This window comes from Tenacibaculum amylolyticum, from assembly GCF_964511145.1.
Classification (GTDB): domain Bacteria; phylum Bacteroidota; class Bacteroidia; order Flavobacteriales; family Flavobacteriaceae; genus Polaribacter; species Polaribacter amylolyticum.
Window position 1 is genome coordinate 251,717 of sequence record NZ_CAZEFZ010000063.1, and the last position, 18,182, is coordinate 269,898.

The window sequence follows — 18,182 nt, forward strand, 5'->3', positions numbered from 1 at the left end:
ATGCAAGAATTTCAAAATAAAGAAATAAAAAACTACCCAGATATAGCTGAAGTTACTTTTGAGAAAGTAGAAAAAAACTATTTAAAAGTAATTCTAATGAGTACTATAAGCTATTTTATTGGTGGTTTTTTATTTTTTATGCTACTTATCGAATACCTTCTAAAGAAAAGATTACCTGAAGACAAAACGTTATTTTATATCCTTTTTGGTATAATTTTTATTGTAGCTATTATACTTTTAATTGCAGGTTTTGCCAAAAGAAAATATGTAGTTAGAGATAAGGATATTTCTTATAAAAGTGGATTGCTAACACAAACAATGGTTACGGTACCATTTTCTAGAATTCAACATATAGAAATAACTGAAGGAGTATTCTCTAGAATTTTTAAATTGGCTACAATAAGTGTATTCACAGCAGGAGATAGTAGCGACGATTTAGAGGTAGGAGGAATATCTAGAGAAAAAGCATTGCAAATAAAAGAGTTTATTACCCAAAAAATTAATGAGTAAAACTTTTGATTTTTCCGAATATTCACGACAATCATTAAAAGGAATTGTTGTTATGTATGGTAATTTAATCATTAAGATTTTTAAAGCGACTTGGTTCGTTTTTTTATTGTTATTTACCAAACTAAACTTACTTAGTACTTCAGGAAAAAACTATTTAATTTTAGGGTTATCAGTACTCTTTATTTTTTTACTAATACGATCATACTTATTATTTAGAAACTTTCAATTTAAAATTGAAGGAACTTATTTTATTTTGAAAAGAGGGATTTTTTCAAAAAAGGACACAGCTATTGCTTTTGATAGAATACAAAATATCAATTTTTCTCAAAATTTAATTCAACAACTAATTAATGTATACGAAGTTCGTATAGAAACTGCAGGTTCTGATAAAACCGAGATTTCTATTAAAGCATTGTCATTAGAAGCAGCAGAAGCATTAAGAGAAATTATATCGGTTAAAAAGAAACCAATAACAGAAGAAGAAACTGAAATTATAGAAGACAAAGTCCCACCGCTTTTAAAAATAGATTTTAAAAGTTTGTTTAAGGTTAGTTTATCTGAAAATCATATTCAAAGCTTAGGGATTTTCTTAGCATTATTAATAGGTTTTTACCAGCAAATACAAGATGTTTTTAAAAACTTTGTAGGAGAAGATGTCTTAAAAGGTTACATGAGTAAAGGAAAAGACTTGATTTTTGGAAGTCTAATGTTAATGGTAGGCCTATTTATTATTTTACTTATCATAGCTATTATCAGCTCTTTTATACGTGTATTTTTACGTCATTATGATTTAATTTTTACAATTAAAGACAACGCCTTTGAAATAAAGCAAGGATTAATAAATAAGAAATTAATTGTTTTAAAAAGAGAAAAAGTACAAAGTATTACCATTACAACAAATCCAATTAAAAAGAAGCTGGGAATATCGTATGTAGTTTTTAAACAAGCAGTAAGTGGTGTTATAAATAAAAAGAAAGATAAACTGATAAAAATTGTAGGTTGCAATGCATATCAATTATCACAAATAAAACATACATTATTTACTACAGAAGAACTTGAAACTACGGAAAAGGAGAGACCACATGTATACTATCAACAACGAATAATTCTTAGAAATTTACTATTTGTATTACTACTAAACCTTGGAGTGTATTTCTTTTCTGAAATGATTCATTTAGTATACATAAATCTATTATTTATACCGCTATTGACAATAATTTCCTATCAGAAAATAAAGAAGAAGTATTTTAAGTTTTCAGAGAATCTTCTAATGGTAGGAGGAGGAATTATAGAAACAAAAGCTACTTATATAGCATTGTTTAAAATTCAAAATATAGAAACGGTACAAACAATTTTTCAAAGAAGACGAAACATCGTAAATATTGTTTTGCAAACTGCCGCTGGAAAAATTAAAATACCAAGTGTGCCAACAAATAGAGCTATGGAAATTTATAATCATATTTTATACAAAGTAGAGACAAGCAACGAAAAATGGATGTAAAAAATTATATAAAAGCTGCACGATTAAGAACCTTGCCACTTTCTGTTTCAGGAATTATAGTAGGGAGCGCATTAGGATATGAAATAGCTTATATCAATAACCCAGGATGTTTTAAAGGATATTTTTGGTTAACCTCTATTTTCTGGTTAGCAATTTTAACCACTATTGGATTTCAAGTGTTATCTAATTTTGCAAACGATTATGGAGATGGAGTAAAAGGAACCGATGCAAATAGAAAAGGAGAAGCTAGAATGGTAGGATCTGGAGCAATAACACCAAAACAAATGAAAAATGCTATGATTGTAACTACGATTTTTACACTAATTGTAGCTATTGCATTAATCTATACAGCATTTGGAAAAGAAAACTTTATGTACTCATTGTTGTTTTTCGGTTTAGGAATAGCTTCCATTATTGCGGCAATAAAATATACAGTAGGGAATTCTGCTTATGGGTACAGTGGATTTGGTGATATTTTTGTGTTTCTTTTCTTTGGTTTGTTAGCAGTTGTAGGAACCTATTTTTTATATACAAAAGAGATTAACTTTACCATATTCTTACCTGCATTCTCTATTGGTTTATTAAGTACAGCAGTATTGAATTTAAATAATATGCGTGATAGAGAAAATGACGCAAAATCAGGAAAACGTACTATTGTAGTTAAAATAGGTGCAGAATTTGCAAAATATTATCATTATTATTTAATAGGGTCTTCATTATTATTCGCATTATTGTACACAGCTATTCAATATAGAACACCTTTACAGTTTTTATTTTTAGTTGCTTACATACCATTAGTAAAGCACTTATTTTTTGTATATAATAACAAAGAAGAAGTATTACTAGATGGGGAATTGAAGAAAGTAGCTTTAAGCACGTTTTTATTTGCCATACTTTTTGGACTAGGCAACGTTTTGTAATTTTATAAGAGAAACAAACTAACAAGAAAGACAATACCATGAAAATAACCTTTTACGGACATGCATGTTTTGGATTAGAAGTAAATAACACACACATTTTAGTAGATCCTTTTATTACAGGAAACCCAAAAGCTTCACATATAGATATCAATACAATTAAAGCAGATTATATTCTAATAACACATGCACATCAAGATCATGTATTAGATGTAGAAGCAATAGCAGAAAGAACTGGAGCGACCATTATTTCTAATTATGAAATTGTAATGTATTACGGAGCAAAGAATTTAAAAGGACACCCGGTAAATCATGGAGGAACTTTTACTACAGAAACCTTTTCAGCTAAATATGTAAATGCAGTCCATACATCATCTTTTGTAGATGGAACTTATGGAGGACAACCTGGAGGTTTTGTTGTAACAGCAGGAGATACGTCTTTATATATTGCAGGAGATACAGCCGTAACTATGGATATGAAATTAATACCAATGACGACAAAATTAACAGCATCAATTCTTCCAATAGGAGATAATTTTACAATGGGAGTAAAAGATGCAATCATTGCAACAAATCTAGTTGAATGTAATAAGGTAATAGGTTGTCATTATAATACATTTCCACCAATAGAAATAGATGTAGCAAATGCAATAAAGGAATTCTCAGAAGCAAATAAAGAATTAGTAACATTAGAAATAGGAGCATCCATAGTAATTTAAGATGAAGAGAATAAAAATAATATTAGGTATTATTATAGCCATAGCAGTTATATTTCTATCAACAGGACTTATTTTTAAAGAAACAAAGTACACCACACAAGTTTCTATAAACAAACCAATAGAGGAGGTTTTTTCAATGTTTAACAATAGCGAAAAAATTGGAAATTGGATTCCTGAGTTAAAATCAATTGAAGCTATAGATGAAAAGCCTGGGAAAACAGGAAGTACTTATAAAATGGTTGTAACGAGTAGAGACGGTCAAGAAATTACATTACAAGAAAAGGTAATGGCATATGTGCCTAATGAAAAGGTGACATTGTATTTTGATGCTGGAAATATGCTAAAAACAGACGATTATACTTTTAGTTTTGAAAATGGCGTTACAACAATAACAAATAACTCTATTTGTAAAAGTAATTCGTATTTATTGAGTTGTACTTTCCCATATTTCAAATCCGTTTTAAAAGGACAAGACCAAGGGTATTTAAATAACTTTAAATCTTTTATTGAAAGCGGTAAAAACTAAATAGTTTAGTTTCCTGAATAGTTTAAAAACAAAGCAATTGATTCAAGCAAATTTTCATAAATATATATTAGAATTTAAACGACCTAGTGGTACTTCAAGAGGAGTTTTAAAAACCAAAGAAACCTATTTTTTAATACTCACAAGAGAAGGGAAAAGAGGTATAGGAGAATGTGGAGTGTTCAAAGGATTAAGTACCGATGATAGACCAGATTATGAAGATAAACTACAATGGTTGTGTGAAAATATTAATTTAGATGAAGCTATATTACTTTCAGAATTAATAGAGTTTCCTTCTATTCAATTTGGATTAGAACAAGCATTGTTATCACTAAACAGTAAAACAACTTCTTTTGAGTTATTTCCTTCAGATTTCATATACAATGAAAATCCAATTCCAATAAATGGACTAATTTGGATGGGGGATAAAACATTCATGAAAACCCAAATTAAAGAGAAGATAGCAGCTGGCTTTTCATGCATAAAAATGAAAATTGGAGCAATTGATTTTGAAGAGGAACTACGTTTATTGGCGTATATCAGAAGTGAATTTTCTCCAGAAGAGATAGAGTTAAGAGTAGATGCAAATGGTGCTTTTACACCTAAAGATGCTTTAGAAAAACTAAAACAATTATCAGCATTTCATTTACACTCTATAGAACAGCCTATAAAACAGGGGCAATGGCAAGAAATGGCAGAATTATGTGAACATACACCATTACCAATTGCATTAGATGAAGAATTAATAGGAGTTTTTTCTGTAACAGAAAAAGAGAAATTGCTACAAACCATACAACCGCAATATATTATCCTAAAACCAAGTTTGGTAGGAGGTATAATAGGAAGTAACGAATGGATTTCAATAGCTGAAAAAAACAATATCGGTTGGTGGATTACTTCTGCTTTAGAAAGTAATATTGGGTTAAATGCAATAGCGCAATGGACATACACTTTACAAAGTAATATGCCGCAAGGCTTAGGAACAGGAGGTTTATTTACCAATAATTTTGAGAGTCCATTACAAGTAGAAAACGGAGCATTAAAATATAATACATCCTTATCATGGGATTTTAATTTAAAATAACATTATGAATTACATACAGCAAGCTTATAAAGGCAGGAACGAATGGTATTTATATTTAATAACAATCATAGCTGTTCTAGTTGGATGGCAATTTTTTGGAGTACTTCCTTTAGTTGTTGTAGCCATAGCTAAAGCTGGAGATGCAACAAGCTTTTTAAAAGCAGCAGAAGACAGCTTTGCAGGGCTAGGAATTAATAGTAATTTATATTTGTTTTTAGTAATTCTAATGTTTGCAATAGGATTACTTACACTGCTTTTATGTATAAAATACATTCATAAACGTAGCATCAAAACATTAATAACTTCAAGAGATAAAATTGATTGGAAACGATTTTGGTTTGCATTTATATCATGGGGAGTTGTAGCGGTTATAACAGTAGCTGTTGGAATACTAATGTCTCCAGAAGATTATACTTGGAATTTTAAGCCTGTACCATTTTTTACATTAGTTTTTGTTTCTTTTGTATTCTTACCAATACAAACAAGTTTTGAAGAATTATTATTTAGAGGCTATTTATTACAAGGTTTTGGAGTTTTATTTAAAAATAGATGGTTACCGTTAGTTTTAACAGGTAGTATTTTTGGATTATTACATGCTGCAAATCCAGAAGTAGCAAAACTAGGATATATAACAATGGTGTTTTATATAGGAACAGGATTGTTTTATGGAGTATTAACCTTAATGGACGAAGGAACTGAGTTAGCCTTAGGTTTTCATGCAATTAATAATATTACAGCAGCCGTTTTTGTAACAACAAATTGGACCGTTTTTCAAACAGATGCATTGTATATAGATCACTCAGAACCTTCTGTAAGTCTTGAAATGTTTTTCCCTGTTTTAGTATTGTATCCACTCATGTTTTTCATTCTTTCTAAAAAATATGGATGGAAAAACTGGCAAGAGAAATTATTTGGTAAAGTAGAAAAACCTACAGATACTGAAATTCAGCAAATAGAAGGACTAGGATAATAGTGTTACTATGAAAAAGAGAAGTTTTCATGTCAATTTTCAATTAAACGGAATACATTTTTCTAGTGATAAAGAAGTATTAGCATATTGTAAAAAAGAAGATACTTCTTTAAAAGAATTTCTAACAGATTGGTTTGATGAAAAAGAATATGTAATTGTAAAAACTTCTGGATCTACAGGTACGCCAAAACCTATTCAGTTAAAAAAAGAATATATGAAAAACTCAACTTTAGCTACAGGGGAGTTTTTCAACATAAAAGAAAAAACTACAGCTTTATTATGTTTATCTGTTGATTATATAGCTGGAAAAATGATGCTGGTTAGAGCGCTAACGTTAGGATGGCATTTAGATATAGTAGCACCAATCTCAAATCCATTAATAAAGACAGAAAAAGTCTACGATTTTTCTGCAATGGTACCCTTACAATTAGAAAACTCATTACAAGATATTCATCGAATAAAAAAGCTAATTGTTGGAGGAGGAGTGGTGTCTGGTTCCCTTAGAAAACAGCTTCAAGATATACCAACAAAAGTATATGCTACCTATGGAATGACGGAAACAATTACGCATATTGCAGTTAAAAAACTAAACCATATAGATAGAATACCTAACTTTTATAAAGTACTTACTAACGTTCAAATTTACCGAGACGATCGAAACTGTTTGCTAATAAAAGCGCCAAAAGTTTCAGATGAAATGGTAGTAACGAACGATATTGTACAATTAGTGTCAGATACTCAATTTGAATGGCTAGGTCGTTATGATAATGTAATTAACTCTGGAGGTGTAAAACTACACCCAGAACAAATAGAAGAAAAACTAGCACAAATACTTACGAATCGATTTTTTGTTGCAGGAATTCCAGATGAAAAATTAGGAGAGAAGTTAATTCTAATCATAGAAGATAATGCCACTTCGAACGCAGTCGAGAAATTAAATAAACAGATTTCTCAACTAACCACACTACACAAATACGAAATACCTAAAGAAATCTATTTTGTAAAACAATTTATAGAAACAGAAACAAAAAAAATACAACGTACAAAAACATTGGAGTTGATATGATGTTTTATTCTGAGTAACTTTATTTGTTTTGTAACGAAGTTATTTGGTAAAACACTCTTTATAATGATTTTTAATGTCATCATAAAAATAAAATTATATTGTCTACTTATCGTTATAAGCAACTTTTTTTGAAGTAATTTAGGTAGCTAATTTAAAATGATAAACCCTCGTACTTAACGAGGGTTATAAAAACAATATATGATGAAGTTTACTGATTAATTTGAAACTTCACGTCCAAAAATTTGGATTTCTCTTAAGTTAAGCGCTACATTTGATGATTCTTGTAGAACATATACATACCTTGCAGTTTCACCAGAAAAGTTTAATCCAATAACACTACGCCCACCTGTACTATCAAAAATCCTTCTTACAAAACCGGGAGAATTTTCAATATTAGTTATTGAAATTGGAGGAGTAGTTATACCATTATTTAAGCCTTCTACAGCTCTATCTAGATCGTTATCTATTTCATTTATAGGATTTGTAGATGCTATAACATTAAAATTACCTAATCTATTTACACAACAATTATCTGTTCTATTAAAAATTACTATTCTATCTAATTGGTAATTTCTTCCCAAATCTATTCTAGCCCATGCTTGTCTAAAATCATTAGTATGTGTCAGATCAAATAGATTACCATCAACCAAATTATTTGCTCCAAAATCTCCTGGAGTAGGGGAACTGGTACTAAGTGCTACGGGTTGGTTTGAGGCAAGATTATTTGGAGTAGTAATTTCAATTTCAAATAATCCTCCAACTAAAAGAATACCTGAACTACCTCTAAATCTTATACGTATACCTGTAATTAATCTACTTGGATTATTATTAGTAAAAGAAACTTTATCAGAAGTGCTTGTTGATAGAGAACTAGGAGTAGTAGATCCATTTTCATTAAATAAAAAAACTTGATACCCCGTAAAACGACCATATATAGTAAGGTCGTTAATTGTAATTGGTGAATTAAAACGAATATCTAAATCGAAAAAAGTATTACCACCTGTAAATCTACCTACACCAATACCATTGCTAGTGTTTCCATCATATAGCTCACCAAAATTAAAATTGCTAAAAAAATCATCAGCATTACTGCCTCTTTGTGTAAAAGTAAAACTTGCAGCACTAAGAACTGTACTCGTAAGTGTATTGCTTGATCTAGAAGATGTTATTGGGGTATTATCTAATTTTTTTGCCTTAACGGTGGCATCTATTTCTAATTTATCAACAGAGTCTTCTGTATTACATGAGGATAATATTCCCAAAAAAAAGATACCAGATAATATAAATGACTTTAAAAATGAATTATTTTTTTTCATGTTAAAATTATTAAAGGTTAATATTTTAAATCTGAGAAACAATATTTTTCCGGAAATGTTATTGTTTTGATTTTCTACTACAAAGATATATTCTTATCCATGTTTTACAGGAATAGCATTTGTATCAAAAGTTTTTTTTGATACTTATTTTCTCTAAAGATCACTTATATAAAGGTTCAATTATGTTACTTTTTTGTTTTTTACATGTAGATTAAAGTATCAAAACAGAGTTTTGAAACATTTTTTAACTGTTCTACATTGGAATAGATAAACTTTAGAGAGTAAATCTACTCTGAGTTAAAAATTAGAGAGAAGTCAAGTTTGTTAAAAACGAAAAAAGATTTTTAAAGTATCAGTTCAAATATTTCTTCTGATGATTGAGCATTGTCGAAATCAGAAAGAAAAAAACAATCATATTCTCATTTTATATAATACGTACATTCAGTTAAGGCATCTAAAATTTATTTTAGAGTTTCATTACTCAATATACAATAAGTATTTTTAGTGATAATTTTAAATTAAAGTTATAAAGTAGAGAAGGAAAGGAAGAAAACCTAAATAGTTATACTACTTGTAATGAGTTTAAATGAAATAATTTTAAGAAATAGAATTAGTGGTAATTTTTTGTTGGTATTCTTTAGGAGTACAGTTCATTTCTTTTTTAAAAGCACGGTAAAAAGTAGTTCTAGATTCAAATCCAACTTCCTTACCAATAGCTTCTATAGTATAGTGTTTATGTTCAGGACTTTTTAGAAGTGCTATTGATTTTTGTATACGTAACTTATTGAAATAAGTTTTTGTATTTAAACCTGTTATAAAATTAATAGCCTTGGCTATTTTAGTTGAAGGAATTCCGATAGATCCTTCCAAACATTTGGATGTTAGAGAGCTTTTTTTGTAAGCTTCATTTTCTTCTATATAAGAATTTATGATGTGAAATTTTTTTTGTAATTCTTCTATATTTTTAGGTAATAATACAGCTATAGTTTCTTTTTTTATTGTTTTTTTCTTAATTAAGAATGGAGTACATCCTTCAATAATAAACCAATATACTAATAGTAATAGTATAGAGCTAACAATTATATTAATGTAAACATTGTTATTAAATATTAATAATATAGGATAAGAACTTAAAAACAATAGCGCAGTATAAATTCGTATTAAATTCTCTAAACCAATAGTTTTAAAAGAGTATTCGTTTTTATGTAAATTATTAAAAACGAAAGGAATAATTATTAAAGCTAAAAAGAAATTTAAAAAAGTTCCAGTGAAAAGAAGAATATGTAAACTAGATAAATATTTTGTGTCTATTTCTATTTTAAAATATAATATTATAAAACTAGTTATAAAAGCAATAATACTAGGTAGAATAAAATGGAAGTCTTTAGAATGAAAATTAGATTTTTTATAGGTAAGTAAATGTATATAAAAAAAGGGGATAGACAAAAAAAGCATAAAAAGCATAAAAAGATTTTTATGAACTATTCTTAGGTCTAAAAAAGTAAATAATGAAGGAAAATTAGTTATACCAATAGTAACTAATAATATTCCTAGAAATAAAATATTTCTATATCTATCTTTTGATAGAATAAATTGTAAACCAAAAATTGTTGCTTGTGAAAATATCAGAAAATTTAATATTTCTATAAATATTTTAATAGTCATGGGGGAGTTAATTTTTCTATAGGTCTTAACATTATAAAATTACTTACAGTTATTTTAAATTAAAGTGTTAATGTGTTGTTAATGAGTTTGTTGTTTTGGGTTTAAAACAATATATTTAATTAGTATTAATTTAAAATGAAAAAGAAATGCGATTTAACAATTTTGAATCGCGTCACTTTACTAGTGACGAACAAACTGCTATTAAAGATGCTTTAACAACTTTAGAAACTGCTTTAGCCAACAAACTAGCAAACCTTACACCAGATGAGCGTAGGCAATATGGTAGTGTAAACGAGCAAAACAAATTAGTAATTAACAAAGTAAAAGAGTATCGAGAGAATCAGCCTCAATTAAGTAGCCCAGATATAGACTGGGAAGAATTTACTAGAGATTTTGCTTCTCGTAACTTTATAGAAATGCTATTACAACGTTTTGGTAATTTACACATGGGCCTAAAAAATGCCAAGATTCTACACGATTGGGATAATTATCAAGACACACTTACAGAGTATAATTATACCAAGTATAAAAATAGTACTTCGGTAGCAGGTTATGAAGCAAAACAAACAGATTTAGCACAATTTTTTAGTAAAAAAGGCATTACAGGAAGTAATTCTGGTACTGTATCAGACGCACCTGTTGAGTAACCACTATATTGTGGTAAGTAACCTATACATATAGGTTTTATAATAAGCTAGTTTGGTTAATTACCAAGCTGGCTTATTTTTTTACTTAACTATTAGGGTTAGATACCCTGTTAGTTATGCTACAAACTCCATTAGCTTACTATTTTACTAAGCTGGCTTATTAATTAACTTAGATAACGAAGTGTTTTACCTAACTATATTAGTTGTAAACCAAAAAGATATAATGTTTTATCGGTCTTATGAGGATATTATATAACTATTACAATATAAATAAGGTTATTTCAATAGAAAAACAGTAACAAACAAAATTCTATTTTATTAAAAATAAGATTGCTTTTTTGTATCAAAATATATTTTAGATAACCTTATCATATGTCTCATTTGATGTCTCATTTGATGTCCCATTTGATGTCTCAGTTTTTTATGTTTTTTTATTAAATTATTATTAGTGATGTGTTTATGTTGTTTTTGTGTACCAAAAATGATTAGTAAGACAACTATAATTTTTTTTGAAATATGCCTCATACTACTTTAGCTGCTTAATTATTAAACAAATTAAAATTTTATGAGTACAAGCAAAAGCAGAAAACTAGGCGCTCATTTTTTATGGACGCTAATGTTATTTACTAGTTTTTTCCCGAGTCCAGCATATGCCCGATCCATTTTTTTTGAAGATGATTCTTCCGTAATGAATACAACTACTCAAAACTCAAACGGAGGTAGTGTTGCTGCTAAAAATGTTGAAATGGGAACTGGAAATGTAAGTTTTCACGAATCCTTATTTTCTGTTGAAGGATATAAAGCCTTTTTAACTTATAATAGTGAAGGAGTACAAAACAAAGCGAGTACTTGGAACTTAGAACAGAAACAAGGGGTTATTGGTTTAGGATGGACATATCCAGAAAACAAAGTAATTCGTTTAACACAACAAACAGGAAATACAGAAGATGATACATTTTTGTTGTATAATGAAGGAAATACCTATTCTTTATTATTTATAAGTGAAACGAATGGAGTAAAAGAATACCGTATTGCCAAACAATCAGATTGGGTAATTAAGCATATATTAGACCAAGATCAATGGCAATTCTTTCATCCAGATGGGAATATATATATTTACGGAGATGGTAATTTTACAATTACACCTAAAAAAACTGAAATACCTGAATTAGGAAATTTGGTAAAGCACCGCTCTAATAGTGTAGAATATAATGTTAAATGGGATAACTGGATTGGTAGTTCCGTAATTCCAGATAATCAAAGTTGTGTACCTGTAGCGTATAATCTTTCAGCAATAGAAGATATTTATGGAGAGCAAGTACAACTTACCTATATGCAAGAAGAAGAGCAAGTAGGAAGTGCTACTAATTCAAAAAGACATACCAGAGCTACCTATTTAAAAGAAGTAAAAGGATTACGTAATAAAACAATTCGGTTTACTTATGCAGATAAAACTTCAAATGAATATCAAGATCCGCATACAGAGCATCAGAACATGATTGATGGAGAAGTTGATCTAACCAATGATCAAGATGCTTATCAAGAACGTTACGAACGTAAGTATATTTCTAAAATAGGTTTATACAACAGAGGAGGAGATTTGCAAAAAGAAGTTGTATTAGGGTATGAGTTTTTAAAAGAAGGAACTGCCTTACAAAAACGAATGCTAACTTCTATTAATTACAACGATTCAAGAGAAGATCGTTATAAACCAGCCACAGTATTCGATTATTTTGGATTAAAACAAAATGAAGATGGAACAAGTATAGATGGAGTTAACGCTAACTTGACAGCTACTGGCACAAATTTATACAACCCCAATACAGGAGCTTTATATGGAGCGTTAAAGCAACAAACACTACCAGATGGAATAAGTTATGGTTATCATTATGGGAAACAGCAAATTAATGGAGCATCTAAAAATATCCCGATTACTTTTCCTGATAGGATTCAGAATCCAGAATATCCAGATGCAGAAAGAGTACCATGGACAGCACCACAATTATTCTATGGAACCGATTATGTAGTGGCTATTTTCGAATCTATGGATATATCCAATCGTAAAAGTTATGTAAAAGTGTACCAATGGATAGGGGATCGTTGGATAGAGGATGATAAAGGTGTTTTTGATGATTATTTTTATGATAATTATAGAGCTAAAGATGGTTATACTCAAAGTATATGGAAAAGTATTAAAGAAGATCTGGGAAGGTTTATAGGAAGAATTGTGCCTTTATCAGAAGCTTTTAATGCTTTAAATAATGCTGTTACAGATGCATCCAAAACAATATATCGGGTAGGAGATGATTTAATAGCTAAAAAGAATGTAAAAAAGGCTATAAAAGATTGGTTTGATGGAACAGGGCAACTTATAAAAGATGTAGCATTAGATGTCTTGTCTTCTTTAGAGACGTATTTTGAAAATATATTTGGAGGAAATTCATTTATAGCTAATTTAAAAAGACTTTATGAAAAAAGAACAAAAGATCAAGAAAAATTTCCAAGAAAAGTATACCATATTACGATGGAAAAAGATTTTTTTGCGCTTACACGGTCTTTAGGAGGCTCTCAGATAGATATTTTTAGGAAGAATACACTAGTACCTGGGCAATGGGATTTAAGCAGAGAAGTGGCTAAAATTACAAGTAAGTTTTTTACCATGGATTCTGGAGATAACTTTGTAGTAGTACTAGATGAGTTAACTGATTTTATGTATATCTATAGCTGGGATGGGCTTATTTGGAATACAGATTTTACAGTCTTAAAGTCAGATTTTGATGAGCTAATTGAAACCAGAACTCATTTAGTGGAAGATCAATTAAATGATGTATTTAACTTAGGAGGAGAAACTGAGTTGCAAAAAGCTCAACACCGTTCAGCTATCACAGCTAAAAATAATATGATTTTAGCTGTGATTACAGATTCTTATGGAGTAAATGCAGACATAACTATTTTCCATCATGATGAAAATATGAAATGGAACCAGTCTAATAAACAGGTTAATAAAAAAGCTAAAGTAGCAGCAGGTTTAGCACAAAAAGAAAATGAACCTGATGAAGCATATTCATCAAAGATACAACGATTAGGAGAGCTATTAGGAAGAGATGGAAATATAGATGTAGATTTAGGGAACTCTTTTGCGGTGCTACAAACCTATAGCAATTTAGATGAGAATAAATACCCAACAATTTCAGATGCACCAATTTTTGGAGATCTTCTTGCAGGATTGACCCCTGATATTAATAAGATAAATAGTACTTATGCAATAGTGTGGAGTGAAGATTATAGTAAGATAAGTTTGCAGCACTTGCATTCAGCATTTGGACAAGAAGGTATTAATACATTTATTGTAGGTGATGTAATTAACAAAGTAGGGCAGTCGCATAGTTTATTAGTGCCTAATCTATCTGATGTACCCGCAAATGGAAAGAATTATGCATTTAGATATGTAGGAAATAAAGAGTTTTATGGTAAAGAAATTAGTTCACCATATTATACAAGCAGTTTTGGAAATGATGTAACTTCAGCTTTGGTAGAAGATACAGATAAAACATACAAGACCCCTGAGTTTTATCAATTTAATCCTAATGCTTTGGGAACTAGAGAGAATGCATGGAGTTTAATTTCAAATGCTTCTACAGAGCAAATTCCAACCTCAGAGTTTGTTTTACAGGCAATTAATACGTCATCAGAAACTTTAAATGTAGCTATTCAAGTAGCAACTTTAGTGATTCCTATTGCAGGAGAATTAGCTGGGGTAGCAGAAGAAACAATGTCTGTTATTAACGAAGCTTCTAATGTTGCTGGTTTTGCATCTTCTCTAGTAGGACCTATAGCTAAAGAAATAGCTAAAGATATTATAGGTACCAACCATAAGAGTACTTCTATAGCTAATAACTTTATTTCTACTAATGGAAAATTATTTAACAGACAACCTAATGGTATCTGGGAGAATGTTACAGATGATATATTTACATTAGATAATACGACTACTTTGGTAGGAGGAACTAATGGTATAAAGGATAATTTTATTCCATATACATTAAAAACTCCAGCAGGATTAAAGAACTATGTAAAGCAATTACATAATGGAGAGGTATACAAATCTGTAGAGTTGCCTTTTTATGATAGAGTTGTACATCAAGATTCACTATCAGCAACGGTAGGAAGAGGAGCTTATGTTAGTTATGGACCTGTAGAAGCAAATGGTTATGTAACTAAAAATCCTTTTTTAACAAGGGTTCATCCTACTATTGGAGCTACAGCTAAAATCCGTAATAGCAGGCCTTCATATAGAGAAGCTAGTAATGTAACCTTACATAAGGTTGCAGGAAGAAATTTAAATGAGACTACTTTATACGATTATCCGGTAGTAAAAGTGAGCATCAAACAAGGGAATGAATCCTTAGGATATCATCATTATCGTTATGGAACAGATGGAATAGCTTATGACTCAGGATCAGGAATTGCATTTTATGGAAAAACTACGGATATCCCAAGTAGTACAGATCATCCTGTGAATGAGGCTATAGCCTTAGAGGAAACGGATGATGGATATATAACGCATTACTATTACAACCGTTACAATGCTTATGGAAAGGATGGAATCAATATAACAGGATATCCATCTCAACCTGAAGTACAACGAATTTCTGAAGACCAGTTAGTACGCTATGATAGTAAATATAAAGAAGACTATCATAAAGGATTCGATAATGGTAATATTAATGTCTTACAAGGACATCCTTATGCAACTATAGTTTATAATAAAAATCAAGAGGCAGTTTCTAGGGATTATACGTATTACAAAGTTTTTGAACATGATATTTTAGAAAGAACAGGAGAAGGTGCCTCATTAGGAATTACTAAAAACTATCAAGTGCGCCCTATTGAGAACGTACATGTATTAGATGGTGTAATTCATAGAACTGTTAAGGACTATAAGTTTATTCATCATGGACTACGTATGCGTAATAAAGTAATAAAAGGTACAAGTCCTAATGGAGAAGAAGAACTACATAAAACCTCTTATGTATATGTTTCAGAAGTGAATGAAGATGTTTTATTATCAAATCGATTAACAGAACGTTTAAGTAAAACAGAAACGACCCAGATAGGTGGTAATGCAGAAGTAATAAAAAAACTTGACTATACTGATTATGGGAGTTTTATGGTAAATGAGAAAGAACTGTCTTTACCTAAAACAATGTATAAGTTAGCTAATGAGAAAGAGGATATAAAAGAACTTTATACATCAAAAGTAAGTCTACCAGCAGCTAATTTATTAGCGCAAGAAACTTTAGCAGAAAACTATGAATTGGACTTTATACGACTAAACCCTAATTCACCTAAAACTGTTCAAGCAGGGGTAGCATTGCAAAATTCTTTTTCAGAATCTTTTGAGTCAATAAAAACTTTACAAGAAGGGTTAGATCAATATAGAAGAAGGTTAGAAGCGTATATGTTAGAATTTACAACTAATAAAACTCGTACAGACCAGCTTAATAGAGAAATACTAGATCTAAAGGAAGTTGTTAGTAGTTTGAGAGAACAAATAAATGTAAATTCTAGAAGTATATCTAGTACTTATCGTGATTGGGGAAGATATAGAAGAGAAAATTTTCCAAAAGTATTTATTCCTTTTTACGGAATTTATGTTGCTGTAGAATACGCTGCTCAGATTAAAAGATATGAAAATCAGATAAAAAACCTTAAGGAAAGTATAGTAGAGTTTCAAGGAGATATAGACCAGAAGAACATTGAAATTAGAGAAAAACAAGAAGAAATAGAAAGCTTGGTTAACAATAATGCACCTGATAAAACTAAAGTAGAAAATACGCTAACTCTTTTTAGAGGTATCGATAACGCTTATTCAACATTTTCTAATAAACTGGAAAAGATCAATAGCAATAGCTTAAATGTATTACATTCAGGTGAATTAGAGCCTTCAGTTTATCAGAATGTGATTAATTTAATTAGCCAAGATGTAAGTGTAATTTCAGGGTATGTTACGGCACTAGAATCTTTGTCAAATACTAATCTTCCAAATCTTTTAACAAGTAGTGATTTACGAAGTAATATAAGTTCTATAACGAATCAAATCACTCAACTAAGAAGTAGACTAACAAGTTTGTCATCACATCATAATGATGTAAAAACGAACGTTGAAACTTTAATAGAACGTTCAGAAAGGAATCCATATAATTGGATTGCAACAAAAACCATTACCAAAAGAGATGAAAAATCAGGTATTGCTGTTGCTTGGAAAGATGCTGATGAACTTGATCATAGTATGCTAATGGATTCAGATAATGAAAAACCAATAGCTACATTTAGAGGAGAAAACGTGTATAGTTCTAATGCTACAACAAAGTATTATCATTTTGATGATTTTGGAAATTCTGATTCATTAGGAGGAACTGTTGTATTAGGTGGGCATTCTGGGGAGTTTAGTGCTACTTTTGGTAATAGAACTATAAGACCTTTGGGTTCTGTGTTATCTTTAACTGATGCACCTGATGCTAGACATGTTGTTTCTGGTTGGATAAAAAATAATGTAGGAGCATCTAATGCTACACTTACAATAGTAAAAGACGGAGACGATGATCTATTTACAGCTACAAATACATGGCAGTATTTTGAAAGTATATTAGCTATTGGAGAAGTACCTCTATTACAAACAACCAATGGGTTATTAATAGATGATTTATTAATACGTCCAATTCCTGTACAAGTAACAATGACTAGTTATGATAACAATGACCTACCAGCATTAACTATAAATAATAATGGTAGAGCCATACGTCATATTTATGATGATGCACAAATACCAATTGCAGCGATTGATGATGAAGGTAGAGTAACAGGTTTAGGTAGACATTATTATAGTAGAGAGCACTTAAACCGAGTAAATGATGTATTAAGGTTTGAACCAACAGAGAGTTATGTAAATAACCTTCCTAACTCTAATTTAAATATAGGGGTGCAGGATGAAGGTTTATATTTAGGAGATAAACAAGAAATACCGACTAATTTTATACAAGAAGAAGATAATTATGTGATTTCGTTTACTGCACCTGATGACTTTAAGTTAAACATTCATGGATATAGTATTGAATATAACACGCAAAATAATGCTTTCAGAATTTTGGAGGGGAATAGAGATTTGATAAATGTACTATACCAACCAACCATAGTAAATATTATTCTTTTATAAAAATAGGAGATAAATTTTTAGTGATTGTTGATGGAGTAATTATAACAC

At 29.8% G+C, this 18,182-nt stretch carries 12 protein-coding genes; 10 read left to right on the top strand and 2 right to left on the bottom strand.

Going from position 1 to position 18,182, the window contains the following annotated elements; genetic code table 11:
* The 8 genes from ACKTTC_RS14270 to ACKTTC_RS14305 are packed head-to-tail and all read left to right on the top strand — an operon-like array spanning position 1 to position 7,290.
* Positions 1 to 510, top strand: a complete 510-nt coding sequence (locus tag ACKTTC_RS14270) for a PH domain-containing protein (RefSeq protein ID WP_408040516.1) — start codon at positions 1 to 3, stop codon at positions 508 to 510.
* Complete coding sequence (locus tag ACKTTC_RS14275; protein WP_408040517.1) at positions 503 to 2,011, top strand: PH domain-containing protein; 1,509 nt, start codon at positions 503 to 505, stop codon at positions 2,009 to 2,011. Before ACKTTC_RS14270 ends, ACKTTC_RS14275 begins: the two co-directional genes overlap by 8 nt.
* On the top strand, positions 2,002 to 2,931 hold the full coding sequence (gene menA, locus ACKTTC_RS14280; RefSeq protein WP_408040518.1) for a 1,4-dihydroxy-2-naphthoate octaprenyltransferase: 930 nt from the start codon (positions 2,002 to 2,004) through the stop codon (positions 2,929 to 2,931). Before ACKTTC_RS14275 ends, menA begins: the two co-directional genes overlap by 10 nt.
* A 38-nt stretch (positions 2,932 to 2,969) precedes the next feature.
* Positions 2,970 to 3,647 carry a metal-dependent hydrolase gene (locus ACKTTC_RS14285; RefSeq protein ID WP_408040519.1) on the top strand — a complete coding sequence of 226 codons (678 nt, stop codon included), beginning with the start codon at positions 2,970 to 2,972 and terminating at the stop codon, positions 3,645 to 3,647.
* A 1-nt stretch (position 3,648) separates the two neighbouring features.
* Entirely contained in the window at positions 3,649 to 4,173 is a 525-nt protein-coding gene (locus tag ACKTTC_RS14290; protein WP_408040520.1) for an SRPBCC family protein, read from the top strand.
* 40 nt (positions 4,174 to 4,213) lie between these two features.
* Positions 4,214 to 5,254, top strand: coding sequence for an o-succinylbenzoate synthase (locus tag ACKTTC_RS14295; protein WP_408040615.1), 1,041 nt, complete (start codon positions 4,214 to 4,216; stop codon positions 5,252 to 5,254).
* A 4-nt stretch (positions 5,255 to 5,258) separates the two neighbouring features.
* Positions 5,259 to 6,224 carry a CPBP family intramembrane glutamic endopeptidase gene (locus ACKTTC_RS14300; protein ID WP_408040521.1) on the top strand — a complete coding sequence of 322 codons (966 nt, stop codon included), beginning with the start codon at positions 5,259 to 5,261 and terminating at the stop codon, positions 6,222 to 6,224.
* A 10-nt stretch (positions 6,225 to 6,234) separates the two neighbouring features.
* Positions 6,235 to 7,290 (top strand): AMP-binding protein, encoded by a 1,056-nt coding sequence (locus ACKTTC_RS14305; protein WP_408040522.1) that lies wholly within the window; start codon positions 6,235 to 6,237, stop codon positions 7,288 to 7,290.
* Positions 7,291 to 7,505: 215 nt separating this feature from the next.
* On the opposite strand, the gene ACKTTC_RS14310 is transcribed toward ACKTTC_RS14305, so the two are convergent.
* A complete protein-coding gene (locus ACKTTC_RS14310; protein WP_408040523.1) occupies positions 7,506 to 8,606 on the bottom strand; it encodes a discoidin domain-containing protein in 1,101 nt (366 codons plus the stop codon).
* Positions 8,607 to 9,203: 597 nt separating this feature from the next.
* Positions 9,204 to 10,271, bottom strand: coding sequence for a helix-turn-helix domain-containing protein (locus ACKTTC_RS14315; protein ID WP_408040524.1), 1,068 nt, complete (start codon positions 10,269 to 10,271; stop codon positions 9,204 to 9,206).
* A gap of 146 nt (positions 10,272 to 10,417) precedes the next feature.
* On the opposite strand from ACKTTC_RS14315, the gene ACKTTC_RS14320 reads away from it, so the two are divergent.
* The gene (locus ACKTTC_RS14320; RefSeq protein ID WP_408040525.1) at positions 10,418 to 10,918 is read left to right on the top strand and encodes a hypothetical protein; all 501 of its coding nucleotides are present in this window, start codon (positions 10,418 to 10,420) and stop codon (positions 10,916 to 10,918) included.
* Between the two features lie 565 nt (positions 10,919 to 11,483).
* The gene (locus ACKTTC_RS14325; RefSeq protein WP_408040526.1) at positions 11,484 to 18,134 is read left to right on the top strand and encodes a coiled-coil domain-containing protein; all 6,651 of its coding nucleotides are present in this window, start codon (positions 11,484 to 11,486) and stop codon (positions 18,132 to 18,134) included.
* The last annotated feature ends 48 nt before the right edge of the window (positions 18,135 to 18,182 follow it).